Origin of the sequence: Sporosarcina ureae, assembly GCF_002082015.1 — a bacterium.
GTDB classification, from domain to species: domain Bacteria; phylum Bacillota; class Bacilli; order Bacillales_A; family Planococcaceae; genus Sporosarcina; species Sporosarcina ureae_A.
This window is the reverse complement of sequence record NZ_CP015109.1, coordinates 518,210-538,193: the sequence shown is the minus strand read 5'-3', so window position 1 is coordinate 538,193 and position 19,984 is coordinate 518,210. Positions and strand designations below refer to the sequence as shown.

Genomic DNA, 19,984 nt, shown 5'->3' with positions numbered 1-19,984 from the left:
AGCAAGAGAACATAAAGAAGGTGTGGCGTTATGAATCATACGGGATTTTGGAGTCATCCATTAGTTGAGACGGCCGGGTATTTCAGTGTCGTTACACTGTGCTTGATCGTCTCAATGGTACTATTTGAAATCGTAACAAAATATAAAAACTGGGAAGAGATCCGTAAAGGGAATTTGTCAGTGGCGATGGCAACAGGCGGAAAGATATTTGGTGTCGCTAATATATTCCGTTATTCTATCGAGCAGCATAATAGCCTGCCGCAGATGATGGGCTGGGGCTTATACGGTTTTGTGCTTCTCGTCTTCGCCTATTTGCTGTTCGAATTCCTAACACCGAAATTTAAAGTGGACAAGGAGATCCAGGCTGACAACCGCTCCGTAGGATTTATTTCGCTCTGTATTTCGGTAGGTCTGTCATTCGTCATCGGCGCCAGTATTTCATAGGAGATCGCATATTATGGAAAGATTAATTAAGATACTATTAGTAGTCTGTGTACTTTTCGCCCTCGTCGGCGTGTACTGGCTCTTCAATAACACACCATGACCTCGGTCTTGGTGTTTTTTGTATGTAAAATGCGGGAGAGGAATGAAGCTTTAGCTGACCGACGCCTATGGGCTCGCGTTCCCCCTGTAGCGGAAAAGCTTTTATATCTTATATTCAGTTTCTCTGTTTTTAGAAATGAATATAAGTACTGTCTCTCACATAGACTAAGAGGTATGTATGCAAAAGAATAAAGCGCTTTCATATTTATCTTGTAAACTAATTAGTTTATCGATATACTAATGAATAAGGAATGTTCTAACAATTACATGAATGTAAAGGAGTTGTAAAGATGACAAATAAACCTTGGCTTGCTGCATATCCGAAAGAAATTCCGACTACTTTAGAATACGAAAATATTCCATTGCAAGACTATCTAACAAGGTCTAGCAAAAAGTATTCAACTAACACAGCCATTCATTTTATGGGGAAAGACATCACGTTCAAAGAATTTCACGAGTCTGCTCTAAAATTTGCTAGCTACTTGCAAAAATTAGGAGTTGTAAAAGGTGATCGCGTAGCCATCATGCTTCCAAACTGTCCGCAAAGCGCCATCGCATACTTTGGGATTCTCTATGCAGGTGCAATAGTAGTCCAAACTAATCCATTGTATACAGAACGTGAATTGCACTATCAACTTTCTGATTCGGGTGCAAAGGTTATTATTTCACTTGATATCCTGTTTCCACGGGTTACGAAAGCAATGAATGGAACTGCGCTTGAAAATATTATCATTACGGGAATTAAAGATTATCTTCCATTTCCCAAAAATCTAGTTTATCCTTTCATTCAGAAAAAAGAGCATAAGTTGACTGTAAAAGTAGAACATCGTGGCATTCATCATTTATATACCGAAATAATGAAATCAACAAAACCTGATCCGATTCATATAGCTTATGAGAAAGGCGATATTGCCTTATTGCAGTATACAGGAGGAACGACAGGCCCTCCGAAAGGTGTAGAACTGACACATTCCAATTTAATCAGCAATACTGAAATGTGTAGTGCTTGGCTATATAAAACGACGGATGGCGAAGAAACGATTATGGGTATTCTACCGTTCTTCCACGTCTATGGGATGACGACAGTTTTGATTTTCGCTGTAATGAAAGGTCATAAAATGGTGTTGATTCCTAAATTTGATTTCAAGACTGCATTACAAGATATTGACAAACAAAAACCTACGTTATTCCCAGGTGCACCTACAATCTATATTGGACTGTTGAATCATCCTGATTTAGAAAAATATGATCTATCTTCTATTAAAGCTTGCATCAGTGGATCTGCCGCATTACCAATTGAAGTGAAAGAAAAGTTTGAAGCAGTAACAGGTGGCAAACTCGTAGAAGGATATGGCTTAACAGAGACATCTCCTGTTGCTATGGCGAACTTTGTGTGGGATGGGTTGGAAAAGCGTGGCTCTATCGGAGTTCCATGGCCGGATACGGATGGATGTGTGCTGGGGCCTGGCTCATCAGAACCGTTACCAGTGGGAGAAATTGGAGAGATTGCAGTCAAAGGACCTCAAGTTATGACAGGTTATTGGAATAGACCTGACGACACACAGGAATCATTCCGTGATGGATGGTTTTTGACAGGGGATCTAGGGTATATGGATGAGGACGGATACTTCTATGTTGTCGATCGCAAAAAGGATATGATTATCGCAAGCGGCTTCAATGTCTACCCACGTGAGATTGAAGAAGTCCTATATGAACATCCAGCCATTCTAGAATGTATCGTAGCTGGTGTACCAGATCCATATCGCGGTGAAACAGTTAAAGCTTATATTGTGTTAAAAGAAGGATATTCCATAACAGAAAAAGAATTAGATACGTATTGCAGAAAACAGCTTGCTGCATTTAAAGTTCCAAAGCATTATGATTTCCGTGAAGATCTTCCCAAAACAGCAGTAGGTAAAATTTTACGTAGAACATTAGTTGAGGAAGAGCGAAAGAAACTAACGGAAGTGCAAAATTCGTTAAAAAGTTCGTGACAAAATGCTTGACTATAACTCAAAAGAATATTAATATGAAAATATGAATGAATCATCATTCATATTTTTCTTTTTGGTGGTGAAACATTAATGAAGCGAACAAAACCTAAATATAAACAAATTGTAGATGCTGCAGTGATCGTGATTGCAGAGAATGGATACCACCAAGCACAAGTCTCAAAAATTGCTAAAGAAGCTGGAGTTGCGGATGGAACAATTTATTTATATTTTAAAAATAAAGAAGACATCCTCGTATCTGTATTCAGAGAAAAAATGGAAATATTCGTAGAAAACATTAAAGAAATATTAAAAAGAGATCTTCCCATTGCAGAAAAATTGCAATTGGTTGTAGAAAACCATTTTACCGTCCTACAAGAAGATCCTCACTTAGCGATCGTCACACAATTGGAACTCAGACAGTCAAATAAAGATCTGCGATTCCAAATCAATAATGTGTTGAAAGAATATATGGTTTTGTTGGATACTTTGCTTGAAGAAGGGGTAGAGAAAGGAGAGTTGTCTCCCAATCTTGACCTGAGACTAGCAAGGCAGATGTTATTTGGCACAATGGACGAGACCATTACCTCTTGGGTGATGAACGAACAGAAATTTAATTTAGTTAGATTAGCACCTAAAGTTAGTGACATGCTATTGCATGGTTACAAACTACAGTAAGCATTGTATTAAAGGAGAGATCGTAGATGACATTGATTAACTTGGAGAAAGACGGACATGTCGCATTAGCGAAAATTGACCATCCACCAGCGAATGCACTGTCTTCGAAACTGATTGAAGAAGTGGATCAGCTATTAACTAGTGTAGAGCATGACGACGATGTCCGCGTTGTGGTTCTGTACGGTGAAGGTCGATTCTTCTCAGCGGGTGCTGACATTAAAGAATTTACAACAGTGGATACAGGGGCGGCGTTCTCAAAGCTTTCTAGTAAAGGACAAGAAGTTTTCGAGCGTTTAGAGAATTTTCCTAAACCTGTAATCGCTTCCATTCATGGAGCGGCACTTGGCGGTGGGTTAGAGCTTGCTATGGCTTGCCATATCCGTTTGGTTACAAAAAGTGCAAAACTAGGCTTGCCTGAATTACAACTAGGTCTCATTCCTGGATTTGCGGGCACACAACGTTTACCACGACTAGTTGGTGTAGCGAAGGCAGCAGAAATTATGTTGACTAGCGATCCAATCTCAGGCGAAGACGCAGTACAGTGGGGGCTTGCAAACCATTCATATTCGGATGAAGAACTCTCGGCTGAAACATTGAAGCTTGCAAAGAAGATTTCTCAAAAGAGTCCAATTGCAGTGAAACATGCTTTACGTATGCTTTCATACTCAAAAGATCAGTCGTTTTATGAAGGTGTCGAAGAAGAAGCTAAGTCATTTGGAGATGTTTTCGTCTCTGAAGATGCAAAAGAAGGTATTCAAGCATTTATCGAAAAACGTCAACCTACATTTAAAGGGAAGTAATTATCGAATAGGAGGTTCTATTAATGAACATTTATGCATTAGTAAAAAGAACATTTGATACGGAAGAAAAAATCTCAATCTCAAACGGTGCGATTGCTGAAGATGGTGCAGAATTCATCATTAACCCATACGATGAGTACGCAGTAGAAGAAGCTATTAAACTACGTGACGAACATGGTGGAGAAGTCACTGTATTATCAATCGGTGACGAAGATTCCGAGAAACAATTGCGTACAGCATTGGCGATGGGTGCAGACAAAGCAGTACTCATCAATATTGAAGACGACATTGATGATATCGATGAATATACGTCTGCGAAAGTTATTGCAGATTACTTGAAAGATAAAGATGCTGATCTGATTCTAGCTGGTAATGTAGCAATTGATGGCGGGTCAGGACAAGTAGGGCCTCGTGTAGCAGAATTACTAGGCATTAACTACGTCACGACAATTACTGAATTAACAATAGACGGAACGAACGCAACAGTGGTACGCGACGTAGAAGGGGACTCGGAAACGATTGAAACGTCCCTACCACTTCTAGTAACAGCACAACAAGGTCTAAACGAACCACGTTATCCTTCTTTGCCTGGGATTATGAAAGCTAAGAAGAAACCTCTTGAAGATCTAGAGTTCGATGATCTAGATCTAGAGGAAGATGACGTAGAAGCGAAGACGGAAACGAAAGAAGTCTTCTTACCACCTGCAAAAGAAGCGGGACGTGTACTTGAAGGAGAGCCGGCAGATCAAGCGGCTGAACTGATAAAATTATTGCGTAACGAAGCGAAAGTAATTTAATTCATATAGAGAACCGTAATTAGGAGGGACTACATTATGTCAAAGAAAATGTTGGTTTTAGGTGAAGCACGTGATGGAGAACTACGTAACGTATCATTTGAAACAATTGCAGCAGCAAAAAATATATCAGATAGCGGAGAAGTTGTCGCTGTTCTTATAGGAGATCAAGTTCAGTCACTTGGCGAAGAAATGATTCATTATGGAGCGGATCGTGTAGTAACGGTTGAGCACCCACACTTGAAGCACTACACGCCAGACGGCTTTGGACAGGCATTCCTAGCAGTCTATGAAGATGAATCTCCTGATGGTGTCGTATTCGGGCACACAGCTATGGGTAAAGATTTATCACCAAAAATTGCAAGTAAACTTGGAGTCGGATTGATTTCAGATGTTACGAAGATTGAAGGAGAAGGCGATGATGCAGAATTCATCCGTCCGATCTATTCTGGTAAAGCGTTTGAAAAAGTGGAAATTAAAGAAGGCTTACAATTTATCACAATCCGTCCGAACAACATTGAGCCGTTAGCGCATGACGCAGGCCGCTCAGGTGACGTAACAGCGAAAACTGTAGAAATTGCAAATCTTCGTTCCGTTATCAAAGACGTAGTACGTAAATCAACAGAAGGCGTAGATTTATCTGAAGCAAAAGTTATCGTAGCGGGCGGCCGTGGAGTTAAAGGGCCTGAAGGATTTGAGCCTTTAAAAGAGTTAGCAGATCTTCTAGGCGGCGCAGTTGGTGCTTCACGTGGAGCATGTGACGCGGACTACTGTGACTATTCACTACAGATTGGTCAAACAGGTAAAGTGGTTACTCCAGACTTGTATATTGCAGCTGGAATTTCAGGAGCGATCCAGCACGTAGCAGGTATGTCCAACTCGAAAGTTATTGTAGCCATCAACAAAGATCCAGAGGCGAACATCTTTAAAATTGCCGATTACGGTATCGTAGGCGACATCTTCGAGATTATTCCTATCATGATTGAAGAAATTAAAAAAATCAAAGTCAGCTAAAGAATGAAGATAGGCATTATTTTAGCTCCTTCTATACCTCCATGATATAATACGAATATAGTTAAAGACTAAGGAGGAAATTAGAATGGCAATTATTAATGCAACGGATTCAAACTTTGCTGAAAACGTAAAAGAAGGCGTAGTACTAGTGGACTTTTGGGCACCTTGGTGCGGACCATGTAAAATGATCGCTCCTGTACTTGAAGAACTTTCAGGTGAACTTGAAGGAAAAGCGAACATTGTAAAAGTAAACGTGGATGATAACCAAGCAACTGCTAGCCAGTTCGGTATCATGTCAATCCCAACACTACTTCTCTTTAAAGATGGAGAAGTGGCTGAAAAAGTAGTAGGTTTCCAACCAAAAGAAGCACTTGCACAACTAGTAGAAAAACACGCATAAATATAAAAGACCGGGCCGCAAGAGCAGCTCGGTCTTTTAGTAGGTGAAAATAATGAATGAAATCATTGAACATAAACTTTCAATCCTTCCCGATTTGCCGGGTTGCTATTTAATGAAGGATCGTCAAGGTACTGTCATTTATGTCGGGAAAGCAAAAGTGTTGAAAAACCGTGTGCGTAGCTATTTTACGGGTTCCCATGATGGCAAGACCCAGCGTTTGGTCGGGGAAATAGAGGACTTTGAATATATAGTTACCAATTCTGAAATTGAGGCATTGATTTTAGAATTAAATATGATTAAGAAATACGATCCGAAATACAATATTATGCTTAAAGATGACAAAACATATCCTTACTTAAAAATTACGAATGAACGTCATCCAAAGTTGATCATTACACGCAAAGTCAATAAAAAATCTGGTAAATATTTCGGGCCGTACCCTAACGCTACAGCCGCTCATGAAACAAAAAGATTACTGGATCGCTTATATCCGTATCGCAAATGTCAAAGTATTCCTGCGCGGGCGTGTTTGTATTATCATATCGGTCAATGTCTGGCGCCTTGTATTAAAGAAGTGCCTGCCGAAGCGTATACCGAAATGATTGCAGACATTACTCGATTCCTAAATGGCGGGTATAAAGAAGTAAAAAAGGAACTTCAACAAAAAATGAATGAAGCAGCAGAAGAATTAGAATTTGAACGAGCGAAAGAATATCGTGATCAAATTACCAATATTGAAACCGTTATGGAAAAACAGAATATGAATGCGAATGATTTTACAGACCGTGACATTTTTGGTTATGCAGTTGATAAAGGCTGGATGTGTGTGCAAGTATTCTTTGTCAGACAAGGTAAAATGATCGAACGGGATGTATCCATTTTCCCGGCTTATCAAAACCCTGAAGAAGAATTACTGACGTATCTAGGTCGTTTCTATGGAGAAGCTCAACATTTATTACCAAAAGAAGTATTACTTCCAGAAACCGTTGATTTTGCGTTGGCAGATCAATTGCTCGATACGAATGTGTTCATACCACAACGTGGAAAGAAAAAGGACCTTGTTAAACTGGCTGCTAAAAACGCGTCCATTGCACTAAACGCGAAGTTCCAAATAATTGAACGTCAAGAAGAGCGTACCATTGGTGCGTGTGAAGAACTTGGGGAAGCGATGAATATTAGCACACCTCTTCGTATTGAGGCTTTCGATAACTCACATACACATGGTGTGGAACCTGTTTCCGCCATGATATCATTTGTAGATGGAAGACCTAATCGCAAAGATTACCGAAAGTATAAAACGAAGACGGCGGCAGCACATGACGACTACGGTGCAATGCGTGAAGTCGTGAGAAGACGCTATACACGTGTATTAAAGGATCAATTGCCTTTACCTGATTTAATCGTTATTGATGGTGGAAAAGGACAGATGGAAATTGCTCGTGAAGTGCTAGAGGATGAATTAGGCCTCTCCATTCCGATAGCTGGATTGGCAAAAGATGATAAACATAATACAGCACAGTTGCTGTATGGTCATCCGCCAGAGATTGTTCCGTTAAAGAAGACAAGTGAGGCATTTTATTTGCTGCAACGTGTTCAAGATGAGGTCCATCGATTTGCTATTACATTCCACAGACAGCGGCGGGGGGCATCTTCACTGACCTCCTCACTGGATGGAATTGAAGGGGTTGGCCCGAAACGTAAACAGCAATTACTGAAACACTTTAAAACTGTGAAGGCCATTCGTGAAGCAACACCTGAACAATTGAGAGAAGCAGGGATGCCAAAGAAAGTCGCCGATCAGTTACTTGCCCATTTCCAACAACCTGAGACATCTGAAAAGCCCCTTACTGAATAAAGTCGAGGGGCTTTCATTGACATATAATGTTTTTCTTCCATATTATTGCTAGGCGTTTATTTTCACTACACATTCTGAGAATGATTGGTGAATTAAATTAAAAGCGTAAATTTCATGAATAAATGAGTGGAGTAGTGTATTAGAAATAAACGCTAATCTCTCAAATCCTTACTTCTATGGGCTTCAAACTATGTCAAGCAGTGTCGGATCGTAAGAAAAGCAACGTGTTATTCGACGTTTTTAGAAAAATCATAATCTACTATAAAAAGTACACAGCGTCTTGACCTGTCCAATACAGAGGAGTACAATATACATGTTATCATATTGTACCATGAAGAGAGATACTGGCGAATGCGAACTAGATAGAGAACCGCATCACGACAGTAGAATCTCAGAAATAAGGGAGGGTAAAAGACTTGTCGAAAGAAACAGATTTTTTCTTACGCCGTCTACATTCGTTGCTTGGTGTAATTCCAGTTGGACTATTTGTTGCCCAACACTTAGTTATTAACCATTTTGCAACGCGCGGTGAGGAAGCATTCAACACAGCATCTAATTTTATGGGGAACTTGCCGTTTGTATTGTTCTTGGAATGGTTTATTATTTACATTCCACTCATGTTCCACGCGTTTTACGGAGTGTACATAGCTTTCTCAGCGAAATACAATGTGGGCAGTTATAGCACTTTTCGTAACTGGATGTTCACATTCCAGCGTTTCACGGGTGTATTCCTTGTCATCTTCATTGCTTGGCACGTATACGAAACTCGTATTCAAAAAGCGCTTGGAGCTGAAGTAGACTTCAACATGATGGCCGATATCTTATCGAACCCACTTATGCTTGTATTCTATATCCTAGGTATTCTATCTGCGACTTTCCACTTAGCAAATGGACTATGGTCTTTCTGTGTTACATGGGGAATTGCACAATCACCTAGATCACAAAAAATCGTATCGTATATTACAATCATTGTATTCCTAGTACTTTCTGTAATTGGAATTCAAGCACTTCTAGCTTTTGTGTGAATAACTAACTAACTAATGAAATTACGTATAATTGAGGAGTGACACAATAATGGCAAAAGGCAGATTGATTGTCGTCGGTGGAGGACTAGCTGGATTAATGGCTACCATCAAATCAGCAGAAGCTGGTGTACCGGTTGACTTGTTCTCGCTAGTACCAGTAAAACGTTCCCACTCCGTATGTGCCCAAGGCGGCATTAACGGTGCTGTAAACACGAAAGGTGAAGGCGACTCGGTCGACATTCACTTTGACGATACAGTTTACGGTGGAGACTTCCTAGCGAATCAAAAACCAGTACAAGCAATGACGGCAGCAGCTCCTGGAATCATCCATTTGTTGGACCGTATGGGCGTTATGTTTAACCGTACGCCAGAAGGTCTCTTGGATTTCCGTCGTTTCGGTGGTACACTTCACCACCGTACAGCGTATGCAGGTGCGACAACTGGACAACAGTTACTTTATGCTCTTGACGAACAAGTGCGTTCGCATGAGGTATCTGGATTAGTACAAAAATACGAGCATTGGGAATTCCTTGGAATCATCAAAGATGAAGAGGGAACATGCCGCGGTATTAAAGCACAAAACATGAAGACAATGGAAATCCAAGCATTTAAAGCGGATGCTGTCATCATGGCAACGGGTGGCCCTGGTATTATTTTCGGTAAGTCTACGAACTCTGTAATCAATACAGGTTCTGCGGCATCGATCGTATATCAACAAGGTGCAAAATATGCAAATGGTGAATTTATTCAAATCCACCCAACAGCAATTCCTGGGGATGACAAACTTCGTCTCATGAGCGAATCAGCACGTGGTGAAGGTGGACGTATTTGGACATATAAAGACGGAAAGCCTTGGTATTTCTTGGAAGAGAAATATCCAGACTACGGTAACTTAGTTCCTCGGGATATCGCAACACGTGAAATCTTTGACGTATGCGTAAACCAAAAACTAGGTATCAACGGAGAGAACATGGTGTACTTGGATCTATCTCACAAGGACCCTAAAGAACTTGATATTAAACTCGGTGGAATCATCGAGATTTATGAAAAGTTCACAGGAGATGATCCGCGTAAATTGCCAATGAAGATTTTCCCGGCTGTTCACTATTCAATGGGTGGACTATGGGTAGATGATCATCAGCAAACAAGTATCCCTGGCCTATTCGCAGCAGGTGAATGTGACTTCTCGCAACACGGTGCAAACCGTTTGGGAGCGAACTCATTACTATCTGCAATCTATGGCGGTATGGTCGCAGGACCGTACGCAATTGATTACATGAAACAGTTGAAGCGAACAGCTGATGAATTACCAGCAACGATCTTCGAAGAAGCAGTGAAAGAAGAACAGCAGAAATGGGAAGACACTCTCAAGATGAACGGTACAGAGAATGCGTACGTACTTCACAGAGAGCTAGGCGAATGGATGACTGACAACGTAACGGTTGTTCGTTTCAATGATAAGTTGAAGCAGACAGACGATAAAATTGTTGAGTTACTTGAGCGTTATGAAAATATAAATATTACGGATACACAGCAATGGTCAAACCAAGGAGCTATGTTTACACGCCAGCTGAAAAACATGCTTTATCTAGCACGTGTAATTACTTTAGGCGCATTGAATCGTGATGAAAGTCGTGGCGCGCACTATAAGCCAGAATTCCCGAATCGTGACGATGAGAACTTCTTGAAAACAACAATTGCGGAATTTGACGGAGTTTCTGCACCAATTATTTCGTATGAAGATGTAGACACATCTCTTATTCCTCCACGTATCCGTGATTACTCAGCGAAGAAAGGAGATTGATAAAAGTGAGCGAACAACAAACTGCAACTGCTACAAAAACTGTCGTATTTGACATTCAACGTCAAGATACTGCCACTTCAAGCCCTTATGTAGAAAGATTTGAAGTTCCATACCGTCCGAATATGAACGTAATTTCGGCTCTAATGGAAATCAGACGTAACCCAGTAAATGCTAAAGGTGAAAAAACAACTCCTATTAACTGGGATATGAACTGTTTGGAAGAAGTTTGTGGCGCATGTTCAATGGTGATTAACGGTCGTCCTCGTCAGTCATGTACTGCGCTGGTTGATCAGTTAACACAACCTATTAAACTTGAGCCTATGCGTACATTCCCAGTCGTTCGTGACTTGGTTGTTGACCGTGAATTCATGTTCGATTCGTTAAAGCGTATCAAAGCATGGGTTCCGATCGATGGTACGTATGACCTGGGTGAAGGTCCTCGTATGCCTGAACGTAAACGTCAATGGGCATATGAACTATCTAAATGTATGACTTGCGGTGTATGTCTAGAAGCTTGTCCGAACGTAAACGACAAGACAAATTTCATGGGTCCTGCATTAATGTCACAAGTGCGTCTATTCAACGCACATCCAACTGGTTCAATGAACAAAGACGAGCGTTTGGCTACTGTTATGGGAGACGGAGGAATCACTGAGTGTGGTAACGCACAAAACTGTGTAGTTGCATGTCCTAAAGGTATTCCGTTAACGACTTCTATTGGAGCAATTGGTAGAGCAACGACAATCCAAATGTTTAAGGACTTCTTCGGAAGTGACCATCAAGTAGATTAATTTCTATAAACAAAGCTGTCCAGGAAGTCTATGACTTTCTTGGACAGCTTTTTTAGTGTTTACTGCCTTTTAAGTTATAGTAGGGAGAATAGGTTGATGAATGGATAAAGAAGTCTAAGGTTGCTCCCTTAGAGAATGCTCTTTGTTTGAGCTACTATCTCCACCTGGTAGCCAATTGATTTTGCGTTAACAGTAGTGTCATGAATGTTATTTGACGTCAATTTGTATTTTGATATAATAAAGTAATGAATAGTTATTCATTATGAAGGAGTGCGGATCAATGAGAGAAAGTTATATTGAGGATTTGGAGCAATGGGTCGAAGGATTTCATTTTCACGCCAATGTTTCCGTTCGTTTTTCAGAGACGGATATGTATGGGCATCTGAACAATACGAAGGTATTTGCCTATTTTGAATATGCTCGAATCGAGTATTTGAAACATGTAAATCTTATGGAAAAGTGGATTGATCCAAAGGGCACAACTATTCCAATAGTAGCGGATTTACAATGCGATTTCGCAAAGCAAGTGTACTTTGACGAAAAGCTACAAATCCATGTGAAAGCCAATAGTATGGGTACGAGTTCAGTTGATTTGCATTATATGGCTAAGAATGAACGTAATGAAATCGTCTTAACAGGTAGAGGTGCTATCGTTCAAGTGGGTAAAGGTGATGGAAGACCCGTAGCGTGGATGGAAGAAGAGAGAAGGGTGTTCCTAGAAAACTCGTAAAAGCCTACACAGACGCCCTTACGCTTACATATCCTAAGGGGAAAGCGTAAAGAGGAGGGGCGCATCTTGGATGAAATGCAAAACCGTTCTTTATTAACAAATCGAGAACGACAGATTTTCACTTTGCTGGTAGATGATTTTACAACGAAAGAAATTGCTGGACAATTGACTATTAGTGAGAAAACCGTACGAAATCATATTTCAAATACGATTCAAAAACTGGGTGTATCAGGTAGAGCACAAGCAATCGTCGAATTATTGCGATTGGGAGAATTACGGCTGAACTAAAAATGATGTTCAACTTAGGATAGTAAACCAATTTTGTGCAATCGGTGTCAATTACTTCTTCTCTAGTATAAAATAAAGGAAAAATTGTTGCGTTCATCAATGAAAACGGTACAATGAAAAGATAGGACTCATTTCAGGGAGCTGATTTTTTGTTGAATGAACAACAAAACGTACCAACTGATATCGTAAAAATGGAAAAAGACTTGCGATACATTGCGTCCATCATCAAGGAACAAGGTCGAAAAATATTAAAGAAGTCTACCATTACACCTCCACAATTCAGCGCTCTTCAATGGTTATTAGAACATGGTGATATGACCATTGGAGATCTATCCAATAGAATGTTCTTAGCATTTAGCACAACGACTGACTTAGTAGACCGGATGGAAAATAGTCAGCTAGTGAAACGTGTGCGAGATGATCAGGACCGCCGGGTTGTTCGTGTTCATTTATTACCTGAAGGAATACGGATTATTGAAGAGGTCATACAGAAGAGACAAGAGTATTTGCAAGATGTTTTTGTGAATTCAAATGAGCAGGAAATTCAGCGGTTTTCAGAATTGCTAGCCACACTACATGAACAGATGACAAGAGATTGAGGGATTACATTGAACGCACCTATTGGAGTAATTGATTCGGGAGTTGGCGGACTGACAGTTGTAAGAGAGTTACGCAACTACCTACCGAACGAACCTATTATTTACATTGGCGATGATGCACGTTGTCCGTATGGTCCTCGACCAGCGGAAGAAGTGTTGCAATTTACAATGGACATGGTCAACAGCTTAGCGCAAATGGGTATAAAAATGCTCGTTATTGCGTGTAACACCGCGACTGCTATCGCGCTAGAAGAAGTACGACAGCAATTTGATTTTCCTGTTGTCGGTGTAATTGAACCAGGGGCCAGGGCGGCTGTCAACGCGTCTGAAACAGACGAAATTGCTGTGCTTGGTACGGAAGGCACCGTGAAAAGTAAAGCGTATGATCAAGCGATACACAGTCTAAAACCAGAAGCCAAAGTTCATTCACTTGCGTGTCCGGAATTTGTGCCAATTGTTGAAAATGGAGAATACCGTACACAGGCAGCTAGAGACATAGTCGATCAGACGTTACTGCCTTTGCGTAACTATCCATTTGATTCTGTGATTCTTGGCTGTACGCATTATCCATTATTACAAGAACATATTGAAGCGCATTTCTCTAATCATAAGAATGTTATTTCTTCAGCGGCGGAGACTGTGATTGATGTGGAACGGATTCTTGCAGCAAAACAATTACGATCCACTTCAGCAGAAGAGCCGATATTTTACACAACAGGCTCAATTGAAAAGTTTCAAGCTATCGTTGAAGATTGGCTTGCTATTCCACAGCCAGACGTCCGTAATCTGACTTTATAACAAGTAGTGCAGTACCCGAAAACAGTACATCGTTTTCGGGTTTTTTGCTGTGAATATGGTAAGATGGATTGAATGTAGATTAGATGAACTAATCACACCAAATAAATGTATCTAAATGGAGGATATTGCATGCGACACGATGGAAGAGCGACTGAAGATATTCGAACAGTAACAATTGAGAAAGATTATTTGATTCACCCCGAAGGTTCCGTACTGATATCAGTTGGAAATACGAAAGTAATTTGTACAGCGACGATTGAAGAGCGTGTACCGCCATTTATGCGAAATAGTGGAAAAGGGTGGATCTCAGCTGAATATTCCATGTTGCCACGCGCTACAGGACAACGGACAATCCGAGAATCTTCTCGTGGTAAAGTGGGCGGTCGCACGATGGAAATTCAGCGTCTGATAGGACGAGCTTTGCGTGCAGTCGTTGATTTGGATGCGATTGGAGAGCGTACGATTTGGATCGATTGCGATGTCATTCAGGCGGATGGAGGAACGCGTACATCATCCATTACAGGTGCATTCGTTGCATTGGTCATTGCTGCAAATAAATTGCAAACTGAAAAAAAGCTACCCGTATTTCCGGTTCGTGATTTCTTAGCTGCTACAAGTGTAGGGAAACTATCTGACGGTCAATTGATCACGGATCTCGATTATGTAGAAGATTCTTCAGCTGACGTAGATATGAACGTGGTGATGACCGGACAAGGCCAATTCGTGGAACTACAAGGAACAGGCGAAGAAGCTACTTTTTCTCGCGCAGAAATGAATGATTTATTGACATTGGCTGAATCGGGAATCGAACAATTGATTGCGATTCAAAAAGAAGTGTTGGGCGAATTGGCGGATAAGATCGGACAACAGGTAGGCGAAGCACAATGAATGAAGTATTAATCGCAACGAATAATAAAGGCAAGGCGAAAGATTTTGAAGTTCTCTTTCGCCCTTTAGGTATCAATGTGCTGACATTGCAAGATATCGAAGAATCGATTGATGTAGAAGAGACGGGAACCACTTTTGTTGAAAATGCTGTACTAAAAGCCGAAACTGTTGCAAACTTACTGGGAAAAGTAGTGATCGCGGATGACAGCGGGCTCGAGGTAGATGCACTGAATGGGGAACCGGGCGTTTACTCTGCACGCTATGCAGGCGAGCCATCGGACGATGAAGCGAATATCGATAAGTTGCTAGCTAACCTTGTGGAAGTGCCTCAAACGAAGCGCCAAGCTCGTTTTCGGTGCGTTCTGGCGATTGCGGGTCCTAATATCGAGACAACTACTTATTCCGGTAGCTGCGAGGGTGTCATTACTGATCAACGACAAGGAACGAATGGATTCGGCTATGATCCAATATTTTATGTGCCTAGTAAAGAAAAAACGATGGCAGAGTTATCTGCAGAAGAGAAAAGTACCATCTCTCATCGCGGGGCAGCCTTAGCCCAGTTAAAAGAACAACTACCAGAATTTATCACACGGATAGGTGAAATAAAATGAAGCTACTTATTTTAAGTGATTCACATGGCGACTTGCACACAGTGGAGCAGATTAAATCTTTGCAAGCAGACGCAATCTTCCATTGCGGGGACAGTGAATTATCAGCAACGAATCCACTGCTAAATGGAATCCATATTGTTCGTGGTAACTGTGACAATGATGATCAATTGCCAGCAACTATTGTACAGAAAGTGGGCGATGAGACGGTATTCATCGTCCATGGCCATGAACACGACGTCAAGCGCTCTATGCTCACTCTTTCTTACGCGGCAGCTGAGCAACAAGCAACCATCGCTTTATTTGGACATTCACATTTGTATGGGGCGGAGATGATTAATGGTGTGTTGTTTGTTAATCCTGGAAGTACTACTCAACCACGTGGCGGTCGGGAAGCATCATACGCAGTCATTGAAATCGCCGATGGTTATACTGTGAGTTTTTATAGTATGAACCACGACTTATTAGACCGAACTAAATTAAATAAATAGTTTTTTGAAATAGTGTTGACTTTTATTTGCGTTATGCATATAATAGTTCTTGTGCCTGTGGTTGCAGGTGTTTGTCTCAGTAGCTCAGCTGGATAGAGCAATGCCCTTCTAAGGCATCGGTCGGGGGTTCGAATCCCTCCTGGGACGTAATGAAATCTGTAGAGTTAAGTAAAATAAAAAGCGCTGTAAACGTTGAGGAACTGACGTTTACAGCGCTTTTTTACTGTGATGGTTACGTATCATTATACTATTTAAAATTCGTCCGGCTAGATAGGGAGGCGCTGACAGAAAGACTGTCGCAAAATCCTGCCCAACAGAATACCGTAGCGATGAGACAATCCAGTTTTTTTCTCATTCCTATTTAGCTATTTCAAGCCGAATGATATTTTGTTCGAAAAAATTCCGAACATTATTACGATACCCGCCCTGAGACATAAATTGATGAATACTTCGTATCCATTATGAATGTCGCTGTTAGCACCGCTGAATGGCCAGCAGACGATTATTTTTTAGTAACGCATTGGCTGCTCTCTAGGATTGCCGTTCATCCTTCTCACAATCATTCCACATGGAGTTGGTTATGGCTTACAAAGTTCATGATGTGAAGGAATTGAGATATGTGTGTTCCAATGATATGAGAAAAAACAGTAACAAGGAGCCGGTCCCTTGTTACTGTTTAATATGGTGGTAAATATTCCCGGCCAATTGAATGTTAAACAATTGCTGGCCATCTGTCAGGTCGGTTGAAAGAATTTCCTCAATCCGTTTCAGGCGGTAGTTCAGCGTGTTTGTATGGACATGAAGGGCGACAGCGGTTCGTTTGATGTTTTGATTTTGACGGAAATAGGTCAGTAATGTTTGCAGCAAGTCCCCTTTACGAGCTTGTTCGTATTGGATGAGCGGGCCGATGACTTCATGCACGAAATCGAGCAGCTCTTCTTCAGAATTCCGTAAGATGAAGCGCTGGATACCAAGGTCTGTGTAGGACAGTGCGCGTTCTTCGAAATGGTAGTTTTTCATGAATGTGATGCATTTTTCAGCCTCTTTGAATGATTCGTGTACATCAGCGAGGTTTGGCTTCATTCTGCCAATACCGATTGTGATGTCGATTTCGTTGTATATTTTTTCGATTTCCTGCTGCAAGTGCAAGGCGAGTTGTTTAATGCTGCCTACTGGGTTTGCTACCTGCAGTTTGGCAGGGAAGGAGAATAGAGCAGCGATCTTGTTTTGGTCAATGAGCGCAGCGCCTTGCGAGTTCTTTCCTAGGAAGCATTTATTCGTCATATGAAACAGATCGTTGATGACGTTTTCGCTAATAGCTCCGCGCTGCAGGTTATCTTTATTTTCGACGCTGACGCTGACAGCGATGTAGTTGCGGTTCAAGTCGAACTGTAGATTTTTTGCCTGCTTCATTAATGTGTCATCGATTGTTTGGCCCGATAAAATTTTCGCCATAAATTCGCCTTGTAGGCGCTGCTGTGTTTCGCAGACAGCCTGTTCTTTGACGAGCTCGAGCATGATGACCGTACAGATGTGTTCGAGCGCGTTGATTTCAGCTTCTCCAATAGGGTCTTTTGAGACGATGATGAGCGTGCCGAGTGGCTTTCTTTTCGATTGCAACGGTAGCCCAATGAATTGATAGTTTTCTAGGCCTAGCGTAATATCTGAGACGTTATACGGACTGTTGAGCGACTGGGCGTTTTGTTTCGCAAAATGTAGCAGTTCGCCTTTCATTTCACTTGAAATAGGCGTGCGGCAGGCAGAAGCGGTCAGTTCGTCCATCTCATTGAATAGGAAAATATGTTCACCGATCGTTTGGTAAATATAATCTATGATAGACTGGATTCCCTCTCCGTTAACGACGAGATTAGCGATATTGCGTTGTGTTTCGATTGAGCGGGACAGCTCTTGGACAGTTTTTTTCTCTTTATGATGAATACTTGATTTTTCAAGCGCAATGGCGGCTTGCTGGGCAATTGCTTCTAACAACCGCATATCCTCTTTTTTGAAATGAAGCGATTGATCGAATGAATCAAGCGTAATGACACCGATGCATGTTCCTTTCAATAAAATTGGAGATGAAATGACTGATGTGAAATGAAAACTACTTGAAATAGATTCATCGAGCAGCATCCGGTTGCTAGGAGTAAGTGTATCAAGCGCCTGTTTGATTTCTTCTTCATTTTTGAACACTAGCCCTTTTTCCGCTTGAAATGTCATGCCTGTCATCGATTCACCGCTGCTTAATTCAATCGATTTAAAGATTTGCGGATAAAATAAACCTTGTGCGGATTTGGCCATCAAGCGCTGTTTCTGCTGGTCGAAAACCCAAATCGAACCGCCTCCTGCTGCCTCTACTGCGGAAATTGCTTCATCAATAATCGAATCGAAAATCGTTTCGATATCTAATGAAGAGTTAATGACAGTGGAAACATGTACAAGAGATTTGAGCTGCCGGCGAGTTAAAGTGTCTTGCATACTTGATCATCCTAACTCTATAGTATTTTGTGGTTTTTGTGTAAAACACACAAATTCTTTCGGGAAATTACACATAGAATTAATTGTTTGTATTGTTTATAATTATAGGTGAATTGGAAATAAAATGAAAGCTCGTGTATTGAAAGTATACGCATAGATGAAAGCGTTTGCAATGTGTGTGCTAGCGAAACGATGTATGGCAATAAGGGAACGTAAAAGAAGAATGGAGGTATTTACTATGAATTTTGATTTGACGGATGAACAACAAATGGTGCGCAAGTTGGCTCGCGAGTTTGCGGAAGCGGAAGTGGCGCCTGGTGCGGATGAGCGTGATCGTACAGGAGAATTTCCGAAAGAAATTTTTGAAAAGTTTTCGCAGCTCGGTTTGATGGGGCTACCTTTCCCGGAGGAGTATGACGGGGGTGGAGCGGATACGACGAGTTTTGCAATCGTCACGGAAGAATTGAGCCGTGTCTGCGCGTCGACAGGTATCACATATTCTGCGCATATTTCACTTGGCGGAGCGCCGCTTCACTTATTCGGCACACCGGAGCAGAAAAAGAAATATTTAACACCGATTTGTACAGGTGAGTCATTCGGGGCGTTTGGATTGACGGAGCCGAATGCAGGGTCGGATGCGGGCGGTACAGAAACGACAGCTGTTCTTGAAGGCGATGAGTGGGTCCTTAACGGTTCGAAATGTTTCATTACGAATGCGAGCTATGCGAAACATCTTGCTGTGACAGCGATTACAGACCGCTCGAAAGGTACGGACGGCATCAGCGCATTTATCGTGCCGACTGATGCACCAGGGTTCACGGTCATCGCAAACTATGAAAAAATGGGACTTCATTCTTCTAATACGACAGAATTGATTTTGGAAAACGTCCGTGTCCCGAAAGAAAATCTTCTTGGCGAAATTGGAAACGGTTACAAACAGTTTTTGGCGACACTTGACGGCGGACGGATTGGCATCGGTGCGATGGCTGTTGGCTTAGCGCAAGGAGCGTACGAGAAGGCATTGAATTACGCACAAGAGCGAAAACAGTTCGGCAGAAGCATTTCAAATTTCCAGGCGATTCAGTTCAAACTTGCGGATATGGCGATGAATATCGAACTGGCACGTAATATGGTCTACAAAGCAGCGTGGCTAAAAGATCAAGGCCGCTCATTCAAAAAAGAAGCGGCGTTTGCGAAACTATTCGCTTCTGAAATGTGTATGCGCGTTTGCGATCAAGCGGTTCAAATTCACGGTGGCTACGGCTATATTAAAGAATACCAAGTCGAGCGTTTCTTCCGCGATGCGAAACTTTTAGAAATTGGCGAAGGCACGTCCGAAGTTCAGCGCATGGTCATTGCGAAACAAATCGGCTGCTGATCTTTGATGGGATTTTCAATGAATTGATAAA

20 protein-coding genes and 1 tRNA gene are annotated in these 19,984 nt (G+C 41.5%); 20 read left to right on the top strand and 1 reads right to left on the bottom strand.

The features are described 5' to 3' along the window. Nucleotides 1-30: 30 nt before the first annotated feature. The 19 genes from SporoP17a_RS02705 (at nucleotide 31) to SporoP17a_RS02615 (ending at nucleotide 16,244) form a co-directional block, all read left to right on the top strand. Complete coding sequence (locus tag SporoP17a_RS02705; RefSeq protein ID WP_083032091.1) at nucleotides 31-444, top strand: DUF350 domain-containing protein; 414 nt, start codon at nucleotides 31-33, stop codon at nucleotides 442-444. A 389-nt stretch (nucleotides 445-833) separates the two neighbouring features. Beyond that, nucleotides 834-2,537: an AMP-binding protein gene (locus tag SporoP17a_RS02700; protein ID WP_083032088.1), complete on the top strand. Its 1,704-nt coding sequence runs from the start codon at nucleotides 834-836 to the stop codon at nucleotides 2,535-2,537. 90 nt (nucleotides 2,538-2,627) lie between these two features. Then, nucleotides 2,628-3,212 (top strand): fatty acid metabolism transcriptional regulator FadR, encoded by a 585-nt coding sequence (locus SporoP17a_RS02695; RefSeq protein WP_083032085.1) that lies wholly within the window; start codon nucleotides 2,628-2,630, stop codon nucleotides 3,210-3,212. A gap of 26 nt (nucleotides 3,213-3,238) precedes the next feature. Further along, nucleotides 3,239-4,012: an enoyl-CoA hydratase gene (locus tag SporoP17a_RS02690; RefSeq protein WP_083032082.1), complete on the top strand. Its 774-nt coding sequence runs from the start codon at nucleotides 3,239-3,241 to the stop codon at nucleotides 4,010-4,012. A 23-nt stretch (nucleotides 4,013-4,035) separates the two neighbouring features. Continuing rightward, nucleotides 4,036-4,809 (top strand): electron transfer flavoprotein subunit beta/FixA family protein, encoded by a 774-nt coding sequence (locus SporoP17a_RS02685; RefSeq protein WP_083032079.1) that lies wholly within the window; start codon nucleotides 4,036-4,038, stop codon nucleotides 4,807-4,809. A gap of 36 nt (nucleotides 4,810-4,845) precedes the next feature. After that, nucleotides 4,846-5,820 carry an electron transfer flavoprotein subunit alpha/FixB family protein gene (locus SporoP17a_RS02680; RefSeq protein WP_083032076.1) on the top strand — a complete coding sequence of 325 codons (975 nt, stop codon included), beginning with the start codon at nucleotides 4,846-4,848 and terminating at the stop codon, nucleotides 5,818-5,820. Nucleotides 5,821-5,905: 85 nt separating this feature from the next. Then, nucleotides 5,906-6,220, top strand: coding sequence for a thioredoxin (gene trxA / locus SporoP17a_RS02675; RefSeq protein WP_029052960.1), 315 nt, complete (start codon nucleotides 5,906-5,908; stop codon nucleotides 6,218-6,220). 52 nt (nucleotides 6,221-6,272) lie between these two features. Further along, on the top strand, nucleotides 6,273-8,075 hold the full coding sequence (uvrC, locus tag SporoP17a_RS02670) for an excinuclease ABC subunit UvrC (RefSeq protein WP_083032073.1): 1,803 nt from the start codon (nucleotides 6,273-6,275) through the stop codon (nucleotides 8,073-8,075). A gap of 416 nt (nucleotides 8,076-8,491) precedes the next feature. Further along, entirely contained in the window at nucleotides 8,492-9,100 is a 609-nt protein-coding gene (locus SporoP17a_RS02665) for a succinate dehydrogenase cytochrome b558 subunit (protein WP_083032070.1), read from the top strand. Nucleotides 9,101-9,149: 49 nt separating this feature from the next. Next, nucleotides 9,150-10,904 carry a succinate dehydrogenase flavoprotein subunit gene (gene sdhA / locus SporoP17a_RS02660; protein ID WP_083032068.1) on the top strand — a complete coding sequence of 585 codons (1,755 nt, stop codon included), beginning with the start codon at nucleotides 9,150-9,152 and terminating at the stop codon, nucleotides 10,902-10,904. Beyond that, a complete protein-coding gene (gene sdhB / locus SporoP17a_RS02655) occupies nucleotides 10,901-11,695 on the top strand; it encodes a succinate dehydrogenase iron-sulfur subunit (protein WP_199173611.1) in 795 nt (264 codons plus the stop codon). The genes sdhA and sdhB overlap by 4 nt, the downstream gene beginning before the upstream one ends. A gap of 280 nt (nucleotides 11,696-11,975) precedes the next feature. Beyond that, complete coding sequence (locus tag SporoP17a_RS02650; RefSeq protein ID WP_083032063.1) at nucleotides 11,976-12,425, top strand: acyl-CoA thioesterase; 450 nt, start codon at nucleotides 11,976-11,978, stop codon at nucleotides 12,423-12,425. Between the two features lie 75 nt (nucleotides 12,426-12,500). Next, nucleotides 12,501-12,713 carry a helix-turn-helix domain-containing protein gene (locus tag SporoP17a_RS02645; protein ID WP_037561560.1) on the top strand — a complete coding sequence of 71 codons (213 nt, stop codon included), beginning with the start codon at nucleotides 12,501-12,503 and terminating at the stop codon, nucleotides 12,711-12,713. A gap of 191 nt (nucleotides 12,714-12,904) precedes the next feature. Beyond that, on the top strand, nucleotides 12,905-13,312 hold the full coding sequence (locus SporoP17a_RS02640; RefSeq protein WP_083035853.1) for a MarR family winged helix-turn-helix transcriptional regulator: 408 nt from the start codon (nucleotides 12,905-12,907) through the stop codon (nucleotides 13,310-13,312). Nucleotides 13,313-13,321: 9 nt separating this feature from the next. Then, on the top strand, nucleotides 13,322-14,110 hold the full coding sequence (gene racE, locus SporoP17a_RS02635; protein WP_083032060.1) for a glutamate racemase: 789 nt from the start codon (nucleotides 13,322-13,324) through the stop codon (nucleotides 14,108-14,110). Nucleotides 14,111-14,239: 129 nt separating this feature from the next. Continuing rightward, complete coding sequence (rph, locus tag SporoP17a_RS02630) at nucleotides 14,240-14,998, top strand: ribonuclease PH (RefSeq protein ID WP_083032058.1); 759 nt, start codon at nucleotides 14,240-14,242, stop codon at nucleotides 14,996-14,998. Continuing rightward, nucleotides 14,995-15,609: an XTP/dITP diphosphatase gene (locus SporoP17a_RS02625; RefSeq protein ID WP_083032055.1), complete on the top strand. Its 615-nt coding sequence runs from the start codon at nucleotides 14,995-14,997 to the stop codon at nucleotides 15,607-15,609. The genes rph and SporoP17a_RS02625 overlap by 4 nt, the downstream gene beginning before the upstream one ends. Beyond that, entirely contained in the window at nucleotides 15,606-16,097 is a 492-nt protein-coding gene (locus tag SporoP17a_RS02620) for a metallophosphoesterase (RefSeq protein ID WP_083032052.1), read from the top strand. Before SporoP17a_RS02625 ends, SporoP17a_RS02620 begins: the two co-directional genes overlap by 4 nt. A 73-nt stretch (nucleotides 16,098-16,170) precedes the next feature. Continuing rightward, nucleotides 16,171-16,244, top strand: a tRNA-Arg gene (locus SporoP17a_RS02615). Between the two features lie 522 nt (nucleotides 16,245-16,766). Here SporoP17a_RS02615 and SporoP17a_RS02610 read toward each other — a convergent pair. Continuing rightward, nucleotides 16,767-18,575 carry a helix-turn-helix domain-containing protein gene (locus SporoP17a_RS02610; RefSeq protein ID WP_083032049.1) on the bottom strand — a complete coding sequence of 603 codons (1,809 nt, stop codon included), beginning with the start codon at nucleotides 18,573-18,575 and terminating at the stop codon, nucleotides 16,767-16,769. A gap of 238 nt (nucleotides 18,576-18,813) precedes the next feature. Here SporoP17a_RS02610 and SporoP17a_RS02605 point away from each other — a divergent pair, with 238 nt between their 5' ends. After that, on the top strand, nucleotides 18,814-19,953 hold the full coding sequence (locus SporoP17a_RS02605; RefSeq protein ID WP_083032046.1) for an acyl-CoA dehydrogenase: 1,140 nt from the start codon (nucleotides 18,814-18,816) through the stop codon (nucleotides 19,951-19,953). Nucleotides 19,954-19,984: the final 31 nt, after the last annotated feature.